This is a genomic window from Reichenbachiella sp., assembly GCF_039944555.1.
In the GTDB taxonomy this organism is placed as follows: Bacteria; Bacteroidota; Bacteroidia; order Cytophagales; family Cyclobacteriaceae; genus Reichenbachiella.
Genome location: NZ_JBDUYN010000006.1, coordinates 314956 through 334538, shown reverse-complemented (window position 1 = coordinate 334538; position 19583 = coordinate 314956). Strand labels below are relative to the sequence as shown.

7 protein-coding genes are annotated in these 19583 nt (G+C 42.1%); all 7 read left to right on the top strand.

All coding sequences use genetic code 11. The features are described from left to right. Positions 1–357 precede the first annotated feature (357 nt). Complete coding sequence (locus ABJD64_RS06140; protein ID WP_348179742.1) at positions 358–4374, top strand: ATP-binding protein; 4017 nt, start codon at positions 358–360, stop codon at positions 4372–4374. A gap of 234 nt (positions 4375–4608) precedes the next feature. Then, positions 4609–6291: a DUF3472 domain-containing protein gene (locus ABJD64_RS06135; protein WP_348179741.1), complete on the top strand. Its 1683-nt coding sequence runs from the start codon at positions 4609–4611 to the stop codon at positions 6289–6291. A gap of 138 nt (positions 6292–6429) precedes the next feature. Next, on the top strand, positions 6430–9084 hold the full coding sequence (locus ABJD64_RS06130; protein WP_348179740.1) for a LamG-like jellyroll fold domain-containing protein: 2655 nt from the start codon (positions 6430–6432) through the stop codon (positions 9082–9084). Between the two features lie 633 nt (positions 9085–9717). Next, positions 9718–11091, top strand: coding sequence for a Gfo/Idh/MocA family oxidoreductase (locus tag ABJD64_RS06125; protein ID WP_348179739.1), 1374 nt, complete (start codon positions 9718–9720; stop codon positions 11089–11091). Between the two features lie 357 nt (positions 11092–11448). After that, positions 11449–14775, top strand: coding sequence for a LamG-like jellyroll fold domain-containing protein (locus tag ABJD64_RS06120; protein WP_348179738.1), 3327 nt, complete (start codon positions 11449–11451; stop codon positions 14773–14775). A 163-nt stretch (positions 14776–14938) separates the two neighbouring features. Next, positions 14939–18031: a TonB-dependent receptor gene (locus ABJD64_RS06115; RefSeq protein WP_348179737.1), complete on the top strand. Its 3093-nt coding sequence runs from the start codon at positions 14939–14941 to the stop codon at positions 18029–18031. A 24-nt stretch (positions 18032–18055) separates the two neighbouring features. Next, the gene (locus ABJD64_RS06110) at positions 18056–19555 is read left to right on the top strand and encodes a RagB/SusD family nutrient uptake outer membrane protein (RefSeq protein WP_348179736.1); all 1500 of its coding nucleotides are present in this window, start codon (positions 18056–18058) and stop codon (positions 19553–19555) included. Positions 19556–19583: the final 28 nt, after the last annotated feature.

Here is a 19583-nt window from a genome sequence, read left to right as displayed (position 1 = left end):
TGCATGGTTTTCTATCGTTGAGAACTTTCTTCTTGATATAACGAATTGAACATTCGGAAAAGCGGCATTTAATTTTTTTTCGTAAATTAGATGTTGAGATACCTGGACTTATCAAAACAGTCCACTACCACGATTATTCTCATTAAGGTATGCCAATCTGCCACAACAGTTTAGGGTACTATTTACTTAAGTGTTGCTGCGAGTACTAAAAGATATTCCAGTTATCGAGTATATAAAAAAAATGCCATTGTTTTAAAAATGAGAATAGGCCATCATTGGCACAGTTAGCAAAAAATTAATTAGAAACAGGTTATAGGTTAATTTCCGGCTTGATTTCTTAAAAATATCTAAGGCAGTATGATATTGAGATCGATTACAATCATTTTGTTCTTCTATGTTACGGGCGTTCAAAATTCATTTGGACAAAAGGACAATGAGACGCCCTATTTTCTTCGCCTGACCAGCCTAAAAGGTGTGCCCATACAGGCCGTTTATGATATTAAGTTTGATCATTTGGGCTATGCATGGATTGCCTCTCGTCAGGGATTATTTAAGTATGACGGCCATCGCTTTCGAGAGATTAAATACTTCGAAACACAAGATAGTGTGGGATTTAATCCTCATGTTAAAAAAATAGAGATAGGTTCTGATGGAAAGGTTTGGATTGGTTCTCTTTTTAATGGAGTGTTCGAGTACGATTATAACAGAGGTAACTTTCAAATGGTTTTGGCACCGCATGGAGCCAAACTTCGGGATATCAGTTTGGATGACGGATCCTTGTTGACCATTTATACCAATGGTGACCTGCTAAAGTATGATTTTAGGACTAAAAATAAGGTACTGCTGTCTTCAGGCATTTATACTTACAAGGTGCTGCCGGATAAAAAAGGTGGGGCATGGGTGGCCGCTATCAATGGACTTTTGCATATACAAAGAGACTTTTTGTTGCCCAATATAAGTAGATACCTGGATGGTATGGACATTGCGTCCATGGTTTGGGATTCATCAGGATTTATTTGGCTCAGCGATGGAAATGACCTTTTTAAATTTTTCCCTGATACGGGAGATATTGAGCATTTTGAACTGAAGAACAAAAGCGAAACTTTAATCCTAAAAGTACTGAACTTGTTTGTTGATGAAAACTACCTCTGGTTGGCCAATGAAGGTAGCGGTTTAGTGAAAGTCAACAAGCAAACGGCTGAAATTTCCATCATCAGACATGATCCCCTCAACCATAACTCAATTTCTTCCAATACAGTACTATCCGTGAGAGAAGATAAGTTTGGGAATATCTGGACGGGAAACAACCAGGGAGGTGTCAATATTCTACTGGATCAATCTCATGGTATCACCTACCATAAAGGAGGTCCTGACGGTCCATCGAAGAAGGTACTATCTACCTATGTGGAACCAAACGGAGACGAATGGATTGGTACGGATGGCGAGGGCCTGTTGGCCACGATGGATGGTCAACATCGCACCTGGAACCTGACTAGTAACAAAGGCCAAATTGGCAATTATGTTCAGTTTATACTTAAGATTAGAGAAGGAACTCTTTTAATTGGGTCTTACGACTTTGGGCTTTCCATATATAAGAAGGAAACCAATCAAATAAAAAGGGTTTCATCGCTAAGTGATGGAGATCGGCGTTTTGAAATTGGACCCGATATCAGGACCATGTACAAGGATGCGAATTCCAGAATATGGATTGCATCGAAAAAGGCACTTTTCGTAACGGATAGCCTGCTCAACGTACTGAAGGTATTTGACTACAAGACCGATATACCATGTGAGATCGTGAGTTGTATAGATGGAAAAGGGACGGAAAATATCATTTTAGGTACGGTAAAAGGAGAGCTCTATGAAATAGACCTGCATGATTTGTCCTTAACGGCTCTTTCAAACAGGCTGATCTTCGAAAATGATCAGGGATTTCCAAAATTTGATGTCAACAAACTAAAAATTGATGTCAACAGAGCCGTATGGGTAGGCACTAATAATCAAGGTCTGTATACGATGTCTCCTGATCTTCGAACCATAACTAAATTTATGCGCGGAAACTTCAACGAACCATACATAAGTAGCTTGGAGTCAGATCTGTCAGGAAATATATGGTTTAGCACTTCTAATAGCGTTTATCAATACAATGTATCTAACCAAAGTCTGCTCAGTGTTTCTAATAACACCGGGTTTTATAACCATTACCTGAAAAGATCTTCTTTTAGAGATCATAGGGGAGATTTATATTTTGGTGGTACGAATGGCCTGGTGAAAATCACGCCTAAAAACGTAGAGACCAGCCCAACTTATTTACCCTCCATTATTCCGACGGATTTTTTTATTCAGAATGTGAAAATAGTCCCTTCAAAAAAAGGACCCTTACGTTCCGGAATAGAGCAAACCAGGGATATTACACTTGCCTATGACCAGTCAAGCTTTTCATTAGGTTTTACCATACTTGGACAATTGGTAGGTAGCGACTATGATTTGTCTTACAAAATGTCCCCCCTGGAATTGGATTGGCGAAGGTCGGGAAACGACAGAGTAGCCAAATACACTAACGTTCCTCCAGGTACTTACACCATGCAGGTCAAATTAGACAATTCAGAAAATGAAGAGGTAAAACCATTAAAAATGCGCATTACGGTGACGCCTCCCTGGTGGCAGACTTATTGGGCCTATGCCATTTTTGCTATAATTGTCATACTTACACTGGGGCTGTCTTATAGATACCTTTATAAATGGGCCAAGCTCAAACAGTCACTTCATTTGGAAAAAGTGCTACGGGAAAAAGAGAAGTCGCTGAACCAGATGAAAATAAACTTTTTCACTAAAATCTCGCATGAAATAAGGACGCCGTTGACTTTGATCATAGGCCCTTTGATGAAACTAAAGGAAACCTGTCAATATGATTACAAAGCGTCCAACTATATAAATATAGTTCAGTTCAATGCCGAAAGATTGACACACCTGACCGAGCAGGTCCTGGATTTGGGTAAGAAGGAAACCGGAAAACTGACCTTGCGACTCACTAACAAACCCGTGACGGAGCTTTTTGGAGAACTTACAGCTACCTACCATGAAGTGGCGCGTCAAAAACAGCTGGAATTTGAATCCATCTTTCCAGAGCATATCAATAACTTTTGGTGCGACTACGAGAAGCTGGAGCAAATTCTTTTTAACCTGCTCTCTAATGCATTCAAATATTCCCTGGCCGTAGGGAAAGTTGTCCTCAAGGTTGCTGAAAACCTAAAGGAAAGCGAATCTTACCCGGAGGGTTATCTAAAAATTGTGGTCTTGGATCAAGGCAAAGGGATTTCTGAAAATGACCTGGAGCATATTTTTGATATGTTTTACCGATCGCCAAAAGAGGAAATAGATGGATATGGCATTGGGCTGGCGTTGGTCAATGAGCTAGTAAAACTACATGGAGGGGAAATTGATGTGACTTCAAAGGTCGATAAGGGCACTTGCTTTACCGTTAAGCTTCCTTTTGGTAAATGTCACCCCAAAGCAGAAGAACAGGTCTATATCAATATAGATCACGAACAATTGCCTGAAAGTGCCACCTCACCTACAGTCAATAATGAAAATAAAGTTGAAAGTCTTCAATACAGCCTATTGATCGTTGAAGACAATTTGCAAATACTTCAATTTATCAAAGGTTTATTTATTGATAAGTATCATGTATTGACTGCCCACGATGGTCGACAAGGACTGAAAATGGCAAAACAGCATATGCCTGATGTTGTGCTCAGTGATGTAATGATGCCCGAAATGGATGGTTATGAAATGACCTACCATATTAAGAATCATGCGAAAACCTCTCATATTCCAGTGCTTTTGCTTACGGCAAGGGCTGCTGCAAACCATAAAATTGAAGGCTTGGAGAATGGAGCAGATGATTATCTGACCAAGCCATTTGATCTAAAAACACTTCAACTAAAAGTGGAAAACCTCTTAAAAGCAAGAGAAAAAGCGGAGCAATTTATTCGTCAGGAAATATTGGCAGATCCCAAACCGGTAGAAGCGCATAATGCAGAAGAAAGCTTTTTAAAAGAGTTGATTGAAGTCATTGAAGAAAAGCTTCAAGACACAGATTTGAAGATCAATGAAATTGCCAGACTCATGGGTATGAGCCATGTCGTTCTTTATCGCAAGTGCGTCTCTATTACCGGGCACACCGTAGTTGATTTGATAAAAATTACCCGATTGAAAAAAGCGGTAAAGCTTATAGAGGCTGGCCAATATAATATTAGTGGAGCCGCGTACGAAGTAGGCTTCAACGATGTCAAATACTTCAGAAAGTGTTTCAAAGCTTATTTTGGTAAAGCACCTTCCGCCTACATGAACAGTGTAAAAAAAACTAGTTAGCGCAGCCAGAAGCGCTTTAAGTAAGTTTCAACCCCTCTATTTGATTATTTTATACCCCATGCGCTCACGCTGTTTTGTGGACTTTTGAAGCGTTCGATTAACGCATTTTCAGCATGAAACAGATAACCCTTAACAGAGAAGTAAAAGATGGTCTCTGGAGGAGTTTGGAGATTAAGTAAGGAACTTATTGAGTTTGTGTTGTCGATCGAGATGTATTTTAACCAGCAAATTTTTATGAAAAGAACAGCGCATTTATTTCAACTTTTAATTTTTTCCTTTTCAGTGAGCCTCACACTTTCTTTTTGCACGGAAGAAGACACATCGGCATCAGAAACTATTGACCCTGAGGAAGAGAATGCCGAGACACTCACACTCACTCCAAACGAAAGTTTCTTCTCTCCGGTAGGTACCCTGCTGGCTAATCAAAGAGATAAAACTTCGGGCAACGAGTATAATAAAAATGAATACTACGATTACATAAAGGAATGGAAGGTGCTAAGCGACACCATATTATTCGGTGTAAAGATTGCATCCGAAGGTACTTTGCAAGTGATACTTGAGATGGGAATTCCTCAAAGTCAGGAAGGTTCCGTGGTCAATGTATATTTCGCAGATAAGACTGGCGAAGTGATCCTTAAAAATACAGGAGGAGAAACTACATATGTGCCACAAGAAAAAGTTTTGTTTGAAAACGTGGCGCCTGGCTTTTACCTGGTGAAATTGAAACTCAAATCATTGATTGATCCTAACCAGGGTGTAGGAAGGCTTACCAGAGTACATCTCACCGGTAGCGCAGTAGAAGGCGCAGAAACCGTCATGAGGAGGTATCGTCCCAAAGCTGTGCATGCGAAGTGGGGCACGGAGAGTTCTGAGCCTGTGGAGATCAGTGTACACGAGCTGACCGTTATGAATAAAACGGTGGATTGCTATCAACCGATTACTACACCGTTTGGCTATGTAGGCTCTCCATGGTCACTGGATACCGAAACGTTTAGTGGATTCAATTTTTCACTTTGGTCCTACGGAAAAAATGATCCGGTTCCTCCTTTCTATCAGGAAAGTCATTTGATTGCTGTTGGCTCAGGTTTGACATTTGGCGCGTTCGGCCATGAAGGGACAGGGGTAAAACCGAGAGGAGATCATCCTTATATTGATAACGATACCAATACGCAGACTATCGCGGTTCGGATGGAACCTGGAGAAGTTTACAATACATTCTGGAGCTATTACCTTGATCCAAGTGATGGACATTGGAAACTCTATGGTTGTGGTAAAAAATACAATAAGGACGGACTGATTGATGGGCTTTCAACGGGTGCTTTTGTGGAGGTGGCTGGCCCAGCGACCAAACAAAGAAGTGGCCACGAAATTCGAGAGTCCAGGTACAGAGGCTGGCAAATGGATACTTTGGGAAAGTGGCACCTCATCAATACTATGGAAGGAGGTACACAGCCCAATGGCCTTAGCTTTAGGGAATGGGGAAAAGTAGATAACAAGTTTTATATGAAAATGGGAGGTTGGGGCGAACCGGATACGGAAGCTACTACCGTTATACTGGATAACCCAGACCCACTTCCTGATTTCCTTAAAGGCACCTATTTGAATGAATTGTACAAGTTGCCTGCTGAATTTGCGGATCTTGATCCAACCGGAATAGGCGCAAACATGGCAAATGTAAACTTCGAGGTGACAGATTTGGGTACAAATGCGTCAGTCGAAGTATTTTGGGGTATTGCAGAAGGATTAACTAAAGAGGAAAAATGGACACAAAAAAAATCATTCACTGTAAGCTCAGGAACCAATACAGTACAAGTTGATAATCTTATGTCTAAGACTACCTACTACTATAGAATTAAAATTACCAACGATCAGGGGATCACCTGGTCTCTTGATACTCAAAAATTCACAACATTATAAACGGAATAGAATATGAAAACATGACATCTGTATAGCCACTTAACCAATCACATAGGTGGCGTTATTGATCCAATCATATGTTATAAGATAGAAACTGCTTTTACGAATAAGTACTTTTTTAATCTTTAAATAAACATTATGAAAAATTTTACACGTAAAAGCCGGGCAAAACTATTGCTCACATTGGCCATATTTCTCATGGCTTCTTTTCAAAAAACATCGGCTCAGACACTTACGATTGATGCTAACTATAGCTTCTTTTCACCGGTTGGAACCTTAAAGGCCAATGTCTCGAGTAGCACCGGAGGACTTGAATACAATAAGGGAGAGGTTATTGACTATGTCTACAATTGGAAAAACCTTGGAGACACCATTATATTTGGATGCAGGATTAATAACTCTGGGAGCCTGACAATCAAACCAAGAATGGGAGTTCCTGCCAGTCATGCAGGCTCTAAGATTTACGTCTACCTGGATGGTCGGAGAAAGACGGTCACCTTAAGTTCAACAGGAGGGCTTGGAAACTATCAGGACCAAAACAGTGTCACCTTTACCAGTGTCGGCGCCGGGTTTCATGAGATCAAACTGCAAATAAGGTCTCTTGCTGGTAGCGGAGAAGTTGGTCGGCTTAAACAGGTGAAATTGAGTGGAAGCGCAGCGGCCGGTTCGAGCAGGGAGATGCGTAGATACAGGCCTAAAGCCGTCCACGGTAAATGGAAAACGACTAGTAATAATCCAGTAGAAATAAGTGTGCATCAGGTGAAAATTGTTAGTAAAAAGTATACGCATTATTCTCCGATTACCACTCCGTTTGGCTATACCGGATCTGGCTGGGGTGGAACCGAGGACGGCGTTGGAGGATTCAAAGGGTATAATTTTTCTCTTTGGTCCTATGGGCAGAATGATCCGGTTCCTCCATTAGTTGAGTTTAGTCATCTGATAGCTGTAGGCCCGGGACTTGAGTTCGGTGAATATGGCCACGAGGGAACCGGCGTAAAGCCTAGAGGTGACCACCCTTATATCAATACAAATACCAATGTTCAAACGATTGCTGTCCGTACAGTTCCGGGTACTCCATACAATACATTCTGGTCTTATTACCTTGATCCTCACACTGGACATTGGAAGCTGTACGGATGTGGAAGAAAATTAAATGAGGATGGTGTTCTAAAATATCTTGAAGATGATATGGGTGCTTTTTTGGAGGTTACTGGTGGAACCAAAGAAAAGAGAAGTGGACATCGGGTGAGAGAAGTGCGTCACAAAGGGTGGCAATTGGATACCTCTGGGAACTGGCATAAAATAACAACATTGGAAGGTGGTACAGCTGTACAACAGCTTAGTTATCGAGATTGGGACAAAATAAATAACAATGAGTTTATTATGAAAATTGGTGGTTGGGGGCCTGTTGGCACACCCAAAGAAACCATAACCATAAGTAACCCCTCCGCAGTTCCTACCTATCTGCAGGGCGCCTATTTGGATGAACTTTATGAAATGCCGGCTGAATTTACGCATACAGCAGCTGGACAAATAACAGGAACTTCTGCACAACTGAAATATAATGTAACTAAAAAGGGAGCAAATGCGACGGCCGAGGTATTTTTGGGGACAGCTGATAAATTAACGTTTGACTATAAATGGCCCAACTCAAAATCGATCACCATTGGGTCTGGGAACAACACATTTACGCTTAATGGGCTCAATCCAAATACGACTTATAAATACCGTATTAGAATTAAAAACAATAATGGCATCACATGGTCTATGGATACCCAGGAGTTTACGACCACAGGAGGAGGCTCGGGGGGTGGAAACCCAATTCAGGGTTTACGAGCGCATTACAATTTTCAACAAAATCTTGATGATGAATCTTCATACGACCGAGACCTGTCAATAGTAGGAGGTTTTACTCCTTCATATATTTCAGATCACAATGGAGCGGCATCCAGTGCTTATCAAGCACCTGGACTGTCTGGAAATTACCTTGTTAACAATGGCTATAGAGGGGTCAATGGTACCAAGGCTCGTACAGTTACAGCTTGGTTCAAAACCAATACGAGTGGCACGAGAAAAACCATTGTTTCATGGGGTACAAATGCACAAGGTCAAATGTTTAATGTCATGATCGATGCAGGCAAGGTCAGAGTAGAAGGAGGGTCGTGCTCATTAAAATCTGTGGCCCATGGATTGGGTGACAATACATGGCATCATTTGGCAGTAACCTATGATCCGGTTGACGGGGACAAACTGAAAGATGTAAAAATCTATATTGATGGTGTGTTGAATACGAATGAAACAGACGCAGGTGCTTCGTACCGGTCAGAAATACAATCAATCAATACAGTGACCACTGGCATCAATGTGCGTGTTGGATCTGCCTCTTATAATTCCAATTATTTTTGGATTGGCGGACTAGACGATGTTCGGATTTATGCGGATGCTGCTTTATCCGCGTCTCAAATTCAGGATATTGTGAATGGAGCTGGAGCTCGTACGCTCAGAGATGGAGCTTTGGTAAGCTCAAAAAATGTTTCTGCTGGTGATATTTCACTCTATCCAAATCCGATGCAGGATTACTTCAGCATCAACGTCGGAGCCATAGCAAAGAAAGATGAGAAAGCGGCATTGGTTGCTATCTATTCATTAGCCGGTACCTTGAAGCTTTCCACAATGGCGAAAATTAAAAATGCTCACATAGATATTGAGACTAAAGATATTTTGCCTGGCGTGTACATTGTGCGCCTACATATGGATGAAATTTCTAAAACATTTAGGATAACCAAAGAATAAAGAAACTTATTCGTAATAGCGTACGCCTATGGTGGAGGTGATTTTGTTCGCAGAAAAACCTTGTAGGCGTACCTATTCGAATAACTCATTGTTAGTCGTAAGTTGAGGTTTGATACCCTGATTAAACTCTCCTAGAAGGTAGACGATTCTCAAGAGTTTACCTACGACTTTTTAGCACATTTAAGTTTACCAGATCATAATGAATTCGACTGTATGGTTGGTAGGTATATATGTATTGCACGGAAAACCTATGGCCCGCTCACTAATTATTTTTTAAATGCAGCCTCTTTCAATTCAGCAAGAAGGCTAATCCGATTTAGGTCAACTTAAGTGAAGGGGCTCTGGTGTATAGGATGTATAGGAAGACAAAGTGATTAATTCACTTTTGACTAACTACCAAATGAGTAAAGTTGATGTAGTCTCCGTTCTTGATTATCTTTAGTAAGCCTGCCTACTGATTAGAGAAGGTGTATGATTCATTAAAAGAGCAAAAAAGCCTTTAAATTCACTGTAAAGGCATATTGTCAGTTTTATACCCTTTCTTAGATCATTTTTTACCCCATCTTTTGACCCATTGTAAGGGACTTTTGAACTAAAGATTTAAAGGACTCAATAAACATTTATTATTAGAACATGGGAATTGATACAAATACAAACGATCGGCGGAAATTTCTGAAAAACACAGCAATTACTGGAGTAGGTCTTTCATTGCTTAGTCCGGAAATGCTTTTTGCTCAACAAAAGAAAAAGATCAAGTTGGCCTTTATAGGAGTAGGAGCCCGAGGAGTAAATCATGTAAGGCTTGCGCTACAGCGGACCGATATAGAAGTAACAGCTATTTGTGATATAGACAAGAAAGTATTGCAAAGGGCCAAAGACATGACCGAAGAAGCAGGTCACAAACCCGTTCTTTTTGGAGATGGCGACTACGCTTACCGCAAATTGTTGGAAAGAGAAGATGTAGACGCCGTGATCATATCCACACCATGGCTATGGCATACGCCAATGGCCGTAGACACAATGAAAGCAGGAAAGGCTGTGGGACTTGAAGTCGCAGGTGCCATGGACATCAAAGAATGTTGGGACTTAGTGAATGTTCAGGAGCAGACACAAGTGCCATTCATGATCTTGGAGAACGTATGTTATCGAAGAGACGTCATGGCCGTTTTTGCAATGGCCAAAAAAGGGTTGTTTGGTGAACTGGTTCATTTGGAAGGCGGCTACCAGCATGACCTCAGACACGTAAAATTCAACGATGGCCAGCAGTTGTATGGTGGAGGTGTTGAATTTGGTGAAAAAGGATACAGTGAAGCACGCTGGCGAACAGAACATTCAGTGAATAGAAATGGAGATTTATATCCAACCCATGGACTGGGTCCGGTGCATACCATGCTGGACATCAACCGAGGCAATCGTTATGCTTATCTGACAAGTACAGCTACAAAGTCAAAAGGTTTGCACAACTACATTGTCAACCATCCAAAAGGAGGTAAGAATCATCCTAACGCAGACATAGAGTTTAAGCTGGGAGATATAGTAACCACCGTAATCAAAACAGCCAACGACGAAACAATTACCCTAAACCATGATACTAACCTGCCCCGTCCATATTCTTTGGGATTCAGAGTGCAAGGGACAAATGGTCTATGGATGGATCTGAACAATTCGATTTATGTCGAAGGAGTGAGTCCATCGCATAAATGGGAAAGTGACGAAAAATACTTAAAAGAATATGATCATCACCTGTGGCGTAAGCATGAAAAACTTGCAGCAGGTGCCGGACATGGTGGCATGGATTTCTTTGTGCTCAATGCTTTTGTGGAAGCCTTGAAGAGAGATGCTCCTATGCCGCTCGATGTCTATGATTGTGCTACCTGGGCAGCAGTCACCTGCTTGTCCGAAGAATCAATATTGAAAGGGAGTGAACCGGTTCAATTTCCAGACTTTACTCGTGGTAGATGGATGAAGCGGAACCCCATTTTTGGAAGGGAGGAGGTGCCTTTTTGACGTAAAAGACTAAGTGAAATGAATGAGTCAGGTGCTTTATTAGATAAGGCCACCTGAATAGAAAACAACTGGCATTAAAAATTTGATGTAGTTGTCGCCAAAGAAGCAAGCATACTTGGGAGTTGCAATTTTGAAAAAAATGACCACTCTGAGTTTATAGGATAACTTGAGAGTATTGCTTTTCATGTGATGAGAATTAGGTGGAGTGAACCTGACCAAATGTTGCCAATCACCTAGGCAGGATGAACCAAAAGTTATTGGTTTAACTCATCATAGTATTTATGCTTTGGTACCTATATGCCAAAGCCCTTGTAAAAAAAACCAGACCTCAATTTTTTTTTACATAATGAAAGAAAGATGATTAAAATCGTACTAAGAAAAACTAGAGTACCTATACTCAGTAGTTTGTTGATGTTGTTAGTTCTATTGTGTCCGAGCCTGTCTCAGGCTCAGCTCTTACCAAATCATATCACGATATCAGTACCCAGGCCAGATGGCAACGGATTTGTAACCATGGAGCTTGACAAATATGACGTCAGAGACACTAACCATTGCAAGCTATATATTGATCCACAAAATCACACCTCTGCTTCCCACCCCAGTGGGGCGAATCCTTCCAATTTTAATGAGATAACGCTGAATAATACCAATTATCCGGTGAGAACCTATAGAGGTCATGTGACCCAGGAGCCCAATAGTGTGGTGATTGCGGTTATTTGGCCCGGTAATAATACGATGTCTGCGTTTACACAAGAGGGTATTCGCTACTTATGGGATATCGAAGATTTACCAGTAAGTATCAATCTGAATACGGGTCAGGGAAGTGTTACAGTGTCCAATACGCAGGCCTATACACATGCTTCGATAAACGGCAAATCTACTGGCTGGACACCAACCTTCGGTAACGCTCCGTACCCAACGCCAGGTTCAGGCTCTGGGCCTGTAACTAATGGTAATAGCGCACATGGTTGGAAATTGGTGCCTATTGGCTCAGGTTTTAAAAAATTGCAAGTTGCTTATGATGTTGAACCTGAATGGTTCAATGATGCGGGTAAGGCCAATGGGAGCAATCAAAAAATGTTTGCCATTCTTGAGCACGCAACTAATGCATTGGACTTGCAGTTTGCCCGTGATCTGGGGATTCAGCTTCGTTTGACCGGAGTAGTAAAGAGAAACGATACGGACTTGCATACCAGTGGGTCAGATGCCAGAACTACCTGGAGAGAAAATGGGCTGGCCGATAATCCGGGCGCGTCAAACGTAAAACCCAATTCTATCCCTGCACAGCAGATTGTTTATACGCAGCAAGGAGAGGGTAATCCAGTAGCTTTTCAAAGTAGAACACCCTTGGCCGGAGGTAACTATACGAAAGTACCTGTGAGATTGGATGAAAACTCAGGACTTCAGCATGAAATTTCTCATAATTGGGGTGGCGCACATTTTGTTTACCCCAATGATATCATGTCCGGAGGAGGGTCGTGGTTTGGGCCTACGACTAACCAAAGGCACGTGTACAATCGAGAAAACGCCGGTATTTCAGGGAATCTTCCAGTGGCGACCAATGCACAATATGGCTGGAATGTACATCCCTATGCAACACCAGACTTGGCAAGAGCCAATATTGGGCAGTCAATCACGATTGCTGTACTGAAAAATGACTTCGACAGCAACGGAGATGATGTGAAAATAGCCTCCTTTGACGCTATAAGCTCGAATGGAGGAACTGTGACACTAAATAATGGTAATCTGAATTATACGCCCGCACCGGGTTTCCAGGGACGAGATGAGTTCAATTATATCATTTCAGATGGGACTTTGCACAACACCACCTGGGTTCAGGTAGATGTCAATAACGGTGACTTATTGATGCGATATGACTTTGAGTCCGGAGGTGCTATTTTATCAGATCAAACAGGTTCTAATTTTGATGCAACGGCCGTAAACTTTACCGGCTCTACAGCTAACGGAAAAGCAGGCAATGGATGGAGTTTTCCTCAGCTGCCTAACGCAAATGATGATAATGACGACGATGCGCGGGCTTTTGTTTCTTTTGGAGATGTAGTCGACCCTTTCGACGGAGGACACACGGTGTCAATATGGTTCAAAATGAATTCCTATTCAGTCAATGACGGCCAGGATTGTCATATTGTTTCTAACTCTTCTACGGCTATACATAAATTGATTAGTGGATACAACATTTTCATGAATGGTAGTACAAAGAAGCTGACTTTTCAGTTGGCTGAGCAGCTTGATACCACTGATCCTGATGATAAGGGAACAGTCCTGGAAGTAATAGGAAACACTGTGCAGGCCAATACCTGGTACAACGCCGTATTGGTGGTCGATAGATCTACCAATCAAATGCGCGCCTATATGAATGGAGCACAAGTTGGTGCTTCACAATCATTAAAATCTAATGGCATGATCAAGGGCAAGCCAAACGGTGACCGATATACCTCTGGCGCTTTAGGTATATGTACTTATAAACCTAAAAAATACGCTCCATTCGTTGGTACTATGGACGAATTTAGAGTTTATGGAAGAAACTTGACTTCTCAAGAAATCCAGGATTTGTTCAACAACCCTGGCGATCCACTTGGAGGCGGAGATCCACCACCAGCTGCCCCGACAGGCTTGCTCGTTACAGCCGGAAACGGGACAGTATCACTGGATTGGGCGAATAACTCCGAACCTGATCTTGCCAGCTATGCGGTGAAAAGGAGCACAACGAGTGGAGGTGCCTATACACAAATTGCAACAGTCACCTCTAGCTCCTACACCGATAACGGTGTAACCAACGGAACGACCTATTACTATGTGGTCTCAGCAATTGATAATGGAAGCAATGAGTCTCCAAATTCAGCACAGGCACAAGGAACGCCTCAAGGATCTGGTGGAGGAGGCACATTTACCTTCAATCCAATTGACGACGCGTATGTTCGGGAAGCGGGAGCTGATAATATTTATGACCGGACTTACTTGAGAGTAAAAGCAGGAAGTGGTGCTCGCATCTTCACATTCATCAAGTTTACCGTAACCGGAGTATCCGGAAGCGTGACCGATGCAAAACTGAGGCTTTACTCAAAAGATGATATTAATACAGTTCGAGCAAGGCTGGGTGATAGCAACTCGTGGGGTGAAACGACTCTGACATGGAACAATAAACCCTCCCATGGTAATGCCATCAATACCATCAATGTGACCGCGGATACATGGAACGAGTGGGATGTTTCCAGTGCCATTACAGGTAACGGAACCTATACGTTTGTGCTTACCACGAGTACAAATGCCAATCAGTTGGATTTTCAAAGCAGTGAAGATACGAATCAGCCTGAGCTTGTGGTAACCACTGGAAGCGGTGCAAGGATTAGGACTAATGAGGTGGGCTCCAAAGAGTTGCAAGCAGATCCAAAAGCTCTGATTGTTTATCCGAATGCTGTGAACGAGGTAGCCAACCTGCAATTCTGGGTACAGCAGCCAGCACATGTAAACTTGAGCGTATTTGATGTCATGGGCAAAAGAGTGAAAACGCTGATAGACTCATCTAAAAAGGTGGGTACCCATACCATTCAATGGAATTTGATCTCCGATAGCGATCAACGAGTAATTCCGGGTTTGTATATGGCAAGACTAACAGTGAATGGAATTAGCGTTCAAACTGCCAGGATCATATTAAAAGAATAAGATGGTTTAGAACAAGAGAGGTCTGCGCATCGGTAGCCAGCGCAGACCTTCTACTTACTCTTAAATCATCAAATAATAGTTGAAGAAGAGAATAATGAAGATCTGATTCTTCCATAAAAATTGAAGTATTTCTGACTCGGTCAGAATCTAAAAGAAGAGAGATATGAAAAATAAATATTACGAAATAAGTTCAAGAAGAAATCAAAAAGTACCTATCCTGATATTCTTCCAAAGAATAATGTGCCTTTTGGCCTTTCTGATGATGCCATTTTTGGTAGTAGCAGGGGCAGCTAAACAGGGTGCTGCAGACGAAGACCTTACCGTATCAGGTAAAGTGGTCGATGAAGCGGGTGAGCCATTACCTGGTGTAAATATTATAGACAAACAAAACCCGACAAGCGGGACGGTAACGGATATTAATGGTGGATACACTATAACGGTAGATGAAAAAAGTACATTGATTTTTTCTTTTATAGGGTATAAGACCATCGAAGTTCCGGCCAATAGGACCACGATCGATGTTACCCTCGAGCCGGACATTCAATCCCTTAGTGAAGTTGTTGTGATAGGATATGGTCAGGTAAGGAAGAGTGACCTGTCAGGGGCAGTAAGTACAGTAAAGGCTGAGGATATCAATACGGTTCCTACACCTAATTTTGATCAGGCATTACAAGGCCGTGCTGCAGGAGTGTTCGTAACTGCCACAAACGGAGCTCCAGGCCAGGAAACTACAATTCGGATTAGAGGAGGAAACTCTATTACCGCTGGAAATGAGCCTTTGTTTGTTATCGATGGTCTGATTGGTGCTGGAAATTTGTCTACTATTAACCCGGAAGACATTCAATCGATAGAGATATTGAAGGATGCTTCATCTATTGCCATTTATGGGGCACGGGGAGCCAACGGCGTAGTATTGGTGACCACCAAAAGAGGCTCAGCTAATCAAAGCAAATTCTCAATACATCACTATACCGGGATTCAAAAACTACCCTCGTTTGTTGATATGATGAATGGTCAGGAATATGCTGAACTAGTTAACGAATCAGCGATAGCTGCTGGTGATGATCCTGTGTATGCGGATCCTGAACTGATTGGAGAAGGTACAAACTGGCAAGATGTAGCGACACAAACTGCACCTATTACCAGTACAACCCTAAGTTATTCAGGAGGTACTGAAAATACGCAGGCTTACATTTCTGCAAACTATTTCAATCAGGAAGGTATCATCAAAAATAGTGGGTTTAAAAGGTATCAATTTAGGGCAAATGTGACACAGAAGGCCAGCTCATTTCTGAAATTGGGAACAACGATCAATACCAGTTTTACCAGAAGAGAAAGAAACAAAACGAATTTGAACACCTTGCTGAGATTAAATCCAGCTGATTCTGTTTATAACAGCGATGGAGATTTTAACGATGAGGATTCTTTCACTGGAGCCTTTTTCAACAATCCTGTGGCGGACATTGAACAGATTACAGATCATGTGATTACCAGCCGTGTTTTTGGAGGCTTGTACGCCGAGGTTACATTTTTGAAGGACTTTACTTTCCGTCCATCGTTCAACTACAATTTGTCGAATTCTACGACCAATGTATATGAGCCAGGTACTTTGCCAGGTCGGGCTAGAAATAATGAAGGTGGATTTGCTGACATTAGGCAATCGCAGTCCCGAGATTTCCTTACCGAACACACCTTGAGTTATATTAAAACTTTAGCAGAGGATCATTCCATAAGTGCGGTGTTAGGCTTTACTTATCAAAAGGATGTTCAGCAAAGTACTAGAATCAAAGCAGACCAGCTTTTTACAGATGTTGCAGGACTCAATAGCGTGGAGTTGGCTGCAGCCGACCAAAGAGAGATTACGTCTGGACTGACCGAATCAGCGTTGCTTTCCTGGTTAGGAAGAGTGAACTATGTGTATAAAGGTAAGTACATTCTTACCCTGACCGGGAGACGTGATGGATCCTCCAAATTTGGTGTCAACAATAAATACGCTTTTTTCCCTTCAGGAGCAGTTGCCTGGAACCTGAGTGAGGAGTCCTTTATTCAAAGTATGAATATTTTTGATCGCCTGAAATTAAGAGCCAGCTTTGGTTATTCGGGTAATCAAGGAATCAGGGCTTATCAAACCATTGGTGCGCTGAGTGTAAATCAAAGCGCTGCTAGCTTTGGCGGGATTGAATTTGTCGGATTGTCACAAAGCAGATTGCCCAATCCTGATCTGAAATGGGAAACAACCAGACAATTGGATATTGGTTTGGAAGCCAGTTTCTTCGGTGGAAGATTAGGTTTTGAATTCGATTACTATCAGAAGCGTACAGAAGACCTGCTCTTAGATGTAGCACTTCCATTTCAGGTTGGCTTTGATTCGCAATTGCAAAATGTAGGAATTGTTGAAAACAAGGGCTTCGAGCTGATGGTCAACTCTACAGTTGTATCTAGCTCTGATCTAACTGTCGAGTTAGGTTTTAATATATCCAAATATGAAAATGAAGTGGTCTTTCTCAATGATGGTGTAGAGGAAATTATTTTGCAAAGAACAGGTTTGCCCGAACTCAATGCTGCATCAGCTCTAATACCGGGACAACCGCTGGGAGCATTTCTTGGCCTGGATTATTTGGGAACCTGGAAGTCTCAGGAAGAGATTGATGCAGATGGAACGATGCCCACGGCGCAGCCAGGTGATCAGAGATACGAAGACCATAATGGAGATGGTATAGTAGATGCAACTGATGCTCATGTTATAGGAAGCCCTAATCCAGATTTTTTCGGTGGAATTACCTCTACGGTGAAATACAAAGGTTTCCAATTGAATGTTTTCTTACAGGCAAGTGTTGGCAATGATTTGTACGGAAGAGTATGGAATGATTTTGCTTATGGTGATACTCGAGCCAACAACTATCAGTTCGTGGTAGATCGCTGGACACCGGAAAATTCAGATTCTGATATCCCAAGAGCGGATGCAGTACAGCATATTTTGTCTAGTACTGCAGATGTGCATGACGGGTCGTTCTTACGCCTCAAAACCGTCAATCTTGCTTATAACATTCCGCTAAAAACGAAAGCACTTAGCCAGGCTCAAGTGTATTTCACCGGAACCAATCTATGGCTGTTGACTAGCGATGAATTCAGAGGATATGACCCTGAAGTTAATAATGTAACCACCAATGGGAATGGCACATTACAAAGAGGATTTTATCAAACTGATTATCCTCAGAACAGATCCTTCATTATAGGGGTGAAAGTTGGTTTTTAATTCACAATTAAAAGAAGATAACAGATGAATAATTTATATAATAATAAACTGATAAGACTGGTTGTCCTAATGATTGTGATGACCGCGGTAAGTTGCGATGATCTCCTTGAGGAAAATCCAAAGGACTTTATTTCACCCGAAAATTTCTACCAGACGGAAGCAGACGCACTTACGGCGGTTGCAGGTATGTATGCACGTTGGTCGAGTGGAGATCTATTTGGACGTGACCTGGAAATGATTACTATGCACGGAGACCCAGCCGTTTCTCCCAATAGGGTGATTACATTGGCTCAGTCCAGATATGACTATACCTCTACGTTTGGAGATTTTGCTGACATTTGGGAATCACTCTATAGGATAATTGGAGATGCCAACAAGGCTGTGGGCAGACTGGAAGTATCTGAGCTAGCACAAGAGGACAAGGACCAATTTATTGGGGAGGCGCTATTCAACAGATCATTGGCTTACTATTACCTCTCATCGCTATTTGGTGATGTACCGCTGTGGACTGAGGAGCTAACTAATAATGCTGATGAAATTGCCAGTCGTTCAAGAACCGCAGTTTCAGAAGTTCGAGCACAGATCATTGCCGATCTTCTCAGAGCAGCTGGTTTACTTCCAGAGTCGTATGATGATAATTTCGATAAGGTGAGAGCCACAAGGTGGGCAGCCAAGGCACTGTTGGCTAAGACCTATTTGTACCAGCAAGAATGGAGTAACGCGGCTCAGCAAGCAGCCGATATTATAGCCGATTCGAACCACGATTTGCTCTCCAACTATGCAAATGTATTTACAGAAGCAAATGAATATTCTAACGAAATCATTTTTACTGTCGATTTCCAGCAGGAGTTGGTGACTACCAGTAAGGGGCAACGGTATGCACCTCGAAAGAAAGATGAAAAAAAGGCCAACAGAGAGGACTGGATGACTGGATTTGGTCATTATGTAGTGAGGCAAAGTTTTATTGATACTTATGATCCGGCTGATGATCGATTGAATGCTGTCATTCAGGATACCAATAACAATGGTGATAACCTGAACTTTACTTATCTCAGAAAGATGCAGAGAACGGCCAACTCGACAGACAAGCAAGGTCTGAATATGGTGCTGTTTAGGTTCGCAGATATTTTACTTGTACATGCTGAAGCCGCCAATGAAGACAATGATCAGGCCGGCGCGCTGACCAGTATCAATCGAGTAAGACAAAGAGCTGGGCTTGCAGATCTTTCCGGATTGGATCAAAGTCAACTTCGTTTGGCTATCAGACAGGAGCGTGCATGGGAATTAATAGGCGAAAACCAAACAAAGTTGGACTTGATGAGATGGGGTACACTGGTTTCTGAAATCAAAGCCCTACCTGCTAAAGTGGCAGCCGCCGGAGAGAAGAAGGGACTGGTCGATATGGCTCAAATTCAGGCTGATAATATTGCAGACAAACACTTGTTGTTGCCTGTGCCACAGGCAGAATTTGAGAAAAATCCAAGCTTGGGTCAGCAGAACCCGGACTGGGATGGTGGTTTGTGATTTGAGCCTTAATAAGTTTTAAAGCCTA